The sequence below is a fragment of the Roseateles sp. P5_B10 genome (assembly GCF_056400485.1).
The window spans coordinates 1-6,765 of the sequence record NZ_JBFULE010000252.1; the positions used below are offsets into that span (position 1 = coordinate 1).

The 6,765-nt window shown below is 69.6% G+C and carries 6 protein-coding genes; 4 read left to right on the plus strand and 2 right to left on the minus strand.

Going from position 1 to position 6,765, the window contains the following annotated elements:
* Nucleotides 1-191 precede the first annotated feature (191 nt).
* Both AC1DU6_RS15930 and argH read right to left on the minus strand, forming a co-directional pair.
* Nucleotides 192-665 (minus strand): hemerythrin domain-containing protein, encoded by a 474-nt coding sequence (locus tag AC1DU6_RS15930; protein WP_457325765.1) that lies wholly within the window; start codon nt 663-665, stop codon nt 192-194.
* A gap of 43 nt (nt 666-708) precedes the next feature.
* Entirely contained in the window at nt 709-2,106 is a 1,398-nt protein-coding gene (gene argH / locus AC1DU6_RS15935) for an argininosuccinate lyase (RefSeq protein WP_477858246.1), read from the minus strand.
* A gap of 87 nt (nt 2,107-2,193) precedes the next feature.
* Between argH and AC1DU6_RS15940 the strand changes: the two genes are divergently transcribed.
* The 4 genes from AC1DU6_RS15940 to AC1DU6_RS15955 are packed head-to-tail and all read left to right on the plus strand — an operon-like array spanning nt 2,194 to nt 6,752.
* Nucleotides 2,194-3,303, plus strand: a complete 1,110-nt coding sequence (locus AC1DU6_RS15940; protein ID WP_477858248.1) for a sensor histidine kinase — start codon at nt 2,194-2,196, stop codon at nt 3,301-3,303.
* Entirely contained in the window at nt 3,300-4,142 is an 843-nt protein-coding gene (locus tag AC1DU6_RS15945) for a LytR/AlgR family response regulator transcription factor (RefSeq protein WP_457445719.1), read from the plus strand. Before AC1DU6_RS15940 ends, AC1DU6_RS15945 begins: the two co-directional genes overlap by 4 nt.
* A gap of 35 nt (nt 4,143-4,177) precedes the next feature.
* Nucleotides 4,178-5,374, plus strand: a complete 1,197-nt coding sequence (locus tag AC1DU6_RS15950) for a hypothetical protein (RefSeq protein WP_457445718.1) — start codon at nt 4,178-4,180, stop codon at nt 5,372-5,374.
* 28 nt (nt 5,375-5,402) lie between these two features.
* Nucleotides 5,403-6,752 (plus strand): hypothetical protein, encoded by a 1,350-nt coding sequence (locus AC1DU6_RS15955; protein ID WP_457445717.1) that lies wholly within the window; start codon nt 5,403-5,405, stop codon nt 6,750-6,752.
* Nucleotides 6,753-6,765: the final 13 nt, after the last annotated feature.

Here is a 6,765-nt window from a genome sequence, read left to right on the forward strand (position 1 = left end):
GTTGCGGCCAACGCTTGGACGCTGTCAGCGAATCAGGATGCGCAACTCGTTTCAGCCCTTCGGGTTGCGCCTGGCCGCGACGCAGGCTGCGTTGCTCGATCCTCGTGGGCGCGAGCCCACGTCGTCCTCGCGCCTTGCCTGCGCCGCGGCCAGGCCCAACGCGGGCCACTCCCACAGCCGCCCAGGCCCCCTCAGGCGCAGCCGCCCGAGCCACAGCTATGGCTCGCGGCCGCTTCGGCGGCTTCGCGGCATTCCCCTGTTGCCGGATCGAAGCCGCGCTGCGCCATCGTGAAGACCAGGGCCGCATCCATCATCTCGGCATGCTGCGGGAACCAGCCGGCCAGCTCCGTGCGCAGGATGTTCAGCGGTTCGCGGTCGTCCAGCTCATTGGCATAGCGCAGCGCCTCGCGCATCACGTTCAGCACCATGGCGTGCTGGCTGGCATGGCAGTTCTGCGCCTCGAAGCCGCAGCGCGCCATCCARTCCTCCTCCATCGCGAAGTGAGCCTCGGTGTGAGCCAACAGCGCGTGGTAGGCGGGCAGGGCGTCGATGCCGGCGTCCAGTGCGGCGCCGAAGGCGTTCAGCAGGCCGACGAACTCTTCGTGGGTCGTGTCCAGCGTAGGCTGGTTCAGGACCAGTTTGTCGGTCCAGGCAAGCGTAGTCATGCGGGGATGCTAGTGAGGCGCGACAAGGGCGTGTTGAGCCAGCTCAAACCAGCCGCGCGCGGTGGCGGGCCACCTGGGCGCGCACCTGGGCCGGCGCGGTGCCACCGAGCACATTGCGCGCGTTCAGCGAACCTTCCAGCGACAGCACCTCGAACACATCGGCTTCGATGCGCGCGTCGAAGGCCTTCAGCTCGTCCAGCGACAGCGCGGCCAGGTCCACGCCCTTGGCCGTCGCCGTCTTGACGGCATGGGCGACCACCTCGTGCGCATCGCGGAAGGCCACGCCCTTCTTGACGAGGTAGTCGGCCAGGTCGGTCGCGGTCGCATGGCCCTTCAGCGCCGCGGCGCGCATGGCTTCGGGCTTGACGGTCAGGCCTGCCAGCATGTCGGCAAAGATGCGCAGCGTGTCCTTCAGGGTGTCGACCGTGTCGAACAAGGGTTCCTTGTCCTCCTGGTTGTCCTTGTTGTAGGCCAGGGGCTGGCCCTTCATCAGCGTGACGAGGCCGACGAGGTGGCCGACAACGCGGCCCGTCTTGCCGCGCGCCAGTTCGGGCACGTCGGGGTTCTTCTTCTGCGGCATGATCGACGAGCCGGTGCAGAAGGCGTCGGGCAGGGCGATGAAGCCGAAGTTCTGGCTCATCCACAGGATCAGCTCCTCGGACAGCCGCGAGATGTGCAGCATCACCAGCGTGGCGGCCGACGAGAACTCGATCGCGAAGTCGCGGTCGCTCACCGCATCCAGGCTGTTCTGGCACACGCCCTCCATGCCCAGCGTCTTCGCGACGCGCTCGCGGTCCAGTGGATAGCTGGTGCCGGCCAGCGCGGCCGCGCCCAGCGGCAGGCGGTTGACGCGCTTGCGCGTGTCCCCCATACGCTCGGCATCGCGGGCAAACATCTCCACATAGGCCAGCAGGTGGTGGCCGAAGCTGACCGGCTGCGCCACCTGCAGGTGCGTGAAGCCGGGCAGGATCACATCGGCATGCTCGCTGGCCTTTTCCACCATCACGGTCTGCAGAGCCTTGAGCAGGCCGCTGATCTCGTCGATCTCGCCGCGCAGCCACAGGCGCACGTCGGTCGCGACCTGGTCGTTGCGGCTGCGGCCGGTGTGCAGCCGCTTGCCGGCAATGCCGACGCGCTCGGTCAGGCGGGCCTCGATGTTGAGGTGCACGTCCTCCAGGTCCAGCTTCCACTCGAACTGGCCGGCCTCGATCTCGGCGGCGATCTCGTTCAGGCCGCGCTGGATGGCGTCGTGATCCTCGGCGCTCAGGATGCCCTGGGCCGCCAGCATCTCGGCATGAGCGAGGCTGCCGGCGATGTCGGCCCGCCACAGGCGCTGGTCGAAGCCGAMGCTGGCCGTGTAGCGCTTGACCAGATCGCTCATCGGCTCTGAGAAGAGGGCGGACCAGGCTTGGGACTTATTCGCGAGTTGGTTGTCTGACATGACTGAGATGAGGCGGGCGGCGGAATTCAGCGCGCAAAATGCAGGCGCAGCCCGGGATTATCGAACGCCAACAAATCCGAGCCCCACATGCCCTTCTTCAAGCGTCGCGCGCCAGCGCACCACAGCGTCTGGCACGAGTCCATGCAGCTCAGCCAATGGCTGGGCTTCGCGGCCACCGAGCTGYCTGAACTGCCCGAGCTCAACAAGGCGCCGCTGCTGGACCCGACGCGCGCCTTCGATGTCTGCCACGTTGGCCTGGTGCTGCGCGCCGTGCTTGGCGTGCAGCTGTTGCTGGCCCTGGGGGTAGCCGTCGTCGCGCGCGATGCCGGCCAATGGCTGACGCTGACGGCCAACGGCACGGTCGTGACGATGTTCGCCGTGCTGTCCTGGCTGCTCGTCGTCTGCGCGGCCAAGCGGCTGTGGCCGCGCCTGCCCGAGCCGGTGCAGTGGGGCGCACTGATGCTGCTCGGCGCCGTCGGTGCCCTGATGGGCTTTGGCCTTCTGAGCCTGACGAGCGAAGACCCGGCCGGCGCCTGGCGCATCGCCAGCATCGCCGTCTGCGGCGCCAGCGGCGCGGCCCTGCTGCTGGCCTGGCTCAAGATGCGCGAGCACACCCAGCGCCCGGCCGACGCCCTGGCTCAGCTCGTCGAGTTGCAGTCGCGCATCCGGCCGCACTTCCTGTTCAACACGCTGAACAGCGCCATCGCTCTCGTGCAGATCGACCCGGCGCGCGCCGAGAGCGTGCTGGAGGACCTCGCCGAGCTTTTCCGCGTGGCCCTGGCCGACGCCAGCGCCTCGGTCACGCTGGCCGAGGAGGTCGAGCTGGCGCGCCGCTACCTCGCCATCGAGCAGATCCGCTTCGGCAAGCGGCTGCGCATCGTCTGGCACCTCGACCCCGAGGCGAACAGCGTGCGCGTACCGCCGCTGCTGCTGCAGCCGCTGGTAGAGAACGCGGTGCGCCATGGCGTCGAGCCCAATGACGAGGGCGGCGAGCTGGAGGTCACCACGATGCGCCGCGGCGCCGAGGTCGAGATCCGCATCGTCAACACCGTCGGCGGGCCGACGCGAACGGCCGGCCATGGCCTGGCCCTGCGCAATGTGCGCCAGCGGCTGAAGCTGATGCACGATGTCGCGGCGCGCTTCGAGATCGAATCCACCGAGCAGCGCTTTTCCTTGCGTATCCTGGTGCCGTTATGACCACAGCCCTGCGCGTCCTCCTCGTCGACGACGAACCCCTGGCCCGGCTGCGCCTGCGCGGCCTGGTCGACGCCATCCAGGAACCGCGCTGCGAGGTCGTCGCCGAGGCGGCCACCGGTTCCCAGGCCGCGGCCTGGCTGCGCGAACATGGCTGCGACATCGTGCTGCTGGACGTGCAGATGCCCGGCGCCGACGGCCTGCAGCTCGCCGACAGCCTGGCCCAGCGTCAGGCGGATCAGCCCGGCCTGCCGGCGCCGCTGATCATTTTCGTCACGGCCCATGCCATGCATGCGCTGCGCGCCTTCGAACTCGACGCGCTGGACTATCTGACCAAGCCCGTGCGCCGCGAGCGCTTGCAGGCCGCCCTGGCCCGCGCCGCGCAGCGCCTGGCCGAGCGGGGTGCCGCCCAGGCCCAGCAGCCGTTGGACACGCCCGGCGCGCCCGGCGCTCCTGATATGGCTGACTTCGTCACGCTGACCGACCGGGGCCGCCTGCTGCGCGTGCCGATCGCGGAGGTGCTGTATTTCAAGGCCGAACTGAAATACCTGACGCTGCGCACCGCCAGCGAAAGCCATGTGATGGACGGGGCCCTGTCCGACCTGGAGCAGCGCTTCGGCGAGCGCTTCCTGCGCGTGCACCGCAACGCGCTGGTGGCGCGCTGGGCCGTGCGCGAACTGGAGCGCCACGCGCCGACATCCTTCGGTGAGCTGGATGGCGGTGACTCCGCCGAGGTGGCCGACAGCTGGGCGGTGCGCGTCGTCCATGTCGACGAATGGCTGGCCGTGTCACGCCGCCAGGTGGCGGCCGTGCGCGAGGCACTGGCGGGGCAGGCGCGTTGAGGCGAGGCAGGAGGTGGCTGGCGTTGGGCCTGCTGATGCTGGCGACTGCCGGCGGCCTGGCCGGGTGGCGGGTGTGGCGGCCACCGCAGCCCAGCTCGGCGGCGCCAGTCGCCGCGCCATCGGTCGCGGCCAGCTCGACGCCGGTGCCAGCGCTGGCGACTGCGGCCGCGCGGTCCATCGCGGCCTCCGTGGTGCAGCCACAGGCCAGCGGGCCGGCGGGCGCCGAGTCGAAGGAATTCGTCGAGGTCTGCGGCTTCGGCCGGGTGAAGCGTGCCGACATGGATGGCAAGAGCGAGGAGCCGCCGCCTTGGGCGCAGGTCTGGGAGCGGCAGGCCGAGGAGGGCAGGGCCAGCCTGCTCAGGCGTTTGGAGGCGGGTAGCCCGGGGCAGCGTATCTCCGCCGCCGTGCTGCGTGACGACGTGCAGGCGGCCGCCGCGCTCGCGGCCACGACCACCGACGCGGCAGCCTATCGCCTGGCACTGAGTGCCTGCCGCAACGATGCAGCCCGCCGAGTTGCTGCCGCCAGGCCGCCTTTACCGCCGGCGTCGAATCCCAGTGGCGTGTTCCTGACAGAACCGCAGGCCCCCGGTCCTCTGCCGACGGCCTGTGCCGCACTGACCCTGGAAAGGCTGGAGCTGCTCAACCCTGGCGACGCCTGGCCCTGGCAAGCCCGCATGCAGGACAGCCAGCAGCGTGGCGACGCAGCGGGTGTTTCCCAGGCCCTCTATCAATTCGCCCAGCGTGCCCGCACGGCCCCGCCATTCAGGCCGCTATCCATCGCCATGGCCGAAGTCGCGGCGGCCGAGCCGACGCCGGAGGAGGCCATGGCTCTGATGATGGTGCTTGGGAAAGACATGGGCATCATGCAAAGCCCGCACTTCGAGATCTCGCGCGCCTGCCGCCCCGAAACGCTCGGTGATGCCAACAGGCGCCAGCTTTGCGAGCAAGCCGTGCGACGCCTGCCCGAGATGACGACGGAGCTCATCGAAGCCAGCCTGCTGTACAGGCTGGAGGAGCGCGTCGGCCTGGTGCACAGCGCCAAGGCTCTGCAGCGCGATGAGGGCAACCGGGTCCTTGAGGCGATGGCGGCAGATTCGATGCGGTGGTTGAAAGAGCCCAACTGTGGCGGCCTCAGCCGCATGGGGCGACAGCTCGCCCTGCTGGCTCGCCAGGGCGAGCTGGCCTATGCCCGCACGGTGATGAAGGACAGGCCGGCATCCGCGCCACCCTGAGGCGGCCGGCCTTGCCTATGTTGACGGCATGACTGCACGGACGCATCGCTGGGTTGGGATCGTGGCGGCCGGAGTGGCGGCCCTGCTGGCGCTGTGGGCCGTGAAACGGGGTTGGCCACGAGATCTTGGCGGTTCGATGGCTCAGGAAAGTGCTCCGGTCGTCGCAGCGTCGAGTGCTGGCGCGACCATCCTGGCGCGCGTCATGGCCCCGCCGGCGTCCCACGCCTTGCCGCGGCCGATCGACGCGCCACGTGCTTCGGCAGCGCTCGTGCCCGATGACAACCTTGCGCTGGCCCAGCGCATGAAAGCCGACTGGTGCGGCTTTGGCGCGGCCGAGCAACTGCGACTGGGAAAGGCCTTGTACGAAAAGGCCGCTTCAGGCATTGGCGCTGCAGATGCCATGGCCTCGCTGAACGAGTCTGTGAGCAGCGGCCTGTTGGCGCAGGCCAGCGCCCAGGTTCTGCAACATTGGATCCAGGCACTGCAACGGGGTGATCCGCGCTCGCAGGCGCTGGCCGACTACCTGAGCACGGAGGACGAAGCGCGAGCTCGCCTTCAGCAGCGTGCCCGCAGTTCCACCGATCCGATGGTGACGGCCCTGGCCCTGTTGCGACCCTGTGCTGCGGGCGGTTGCGCCAACGTCGAGGCGTCACAGTGGTCGCGGCTGGAGCCTGCCAATCTGCAGGCCTGGCTGGCGCTGCTGAACGTTCCGAGCGGCGCGGGCCGAGCTCAGCAGGCTTATGTACTGGAGCGCGCGGCGAGCGAGACGCGTTATTCGCGCAGCTACCAGCAGGAGGCCTTTTCCCTGCTGCTTGGGCTGCCTCAGAGCGAGGCGCCGGGTTTGATGGGTCAGGCCGAGATCGACCTGATCAATGGCATCGCTGCGGCCTGGCCCATTCAGAACCTGCGGCCACTTCTCGAACACTGTCGGTCCGGGCCGGCCGATTCCGTTGTGGCGGACCGCTGTGCGACCGTCGCCAGCATGCTGTGGCAGCAGGGCGACCAGCTCGACCGCGGCCTGGCCATCGCCCTGGCGCGCGCGGCGTTGCCCGGCCGTCCTGGCCTGCGGCCGCAATGGGAGCCGCGGGCGCGCGAATACGAAGCGGTCAGCGAATGGGGCAAGGGCGCCATGGAGCGCGTGATGAATCGCCTCATCCCCGACATGCAGGCGCCGTCGCCGCCGTGCCAGTTGCAGCCGGTGCTGAGGCAGATGCAGCAGGAAGCGGCAGCCCAGCGCGACTGGGAGCGCGCGCGGATGGAGATGCGCCAGGCTGGCGCCAATGAGGCCGAACTGGCCGGGCGCTGGCGTCAGGCGGCCGGGCGCAGCGCCCTGGACCCGCTGTCGCCGCGCCAGCCAGCCTCTGCCAGCAAGGATTGAGTCAACCTGCTGG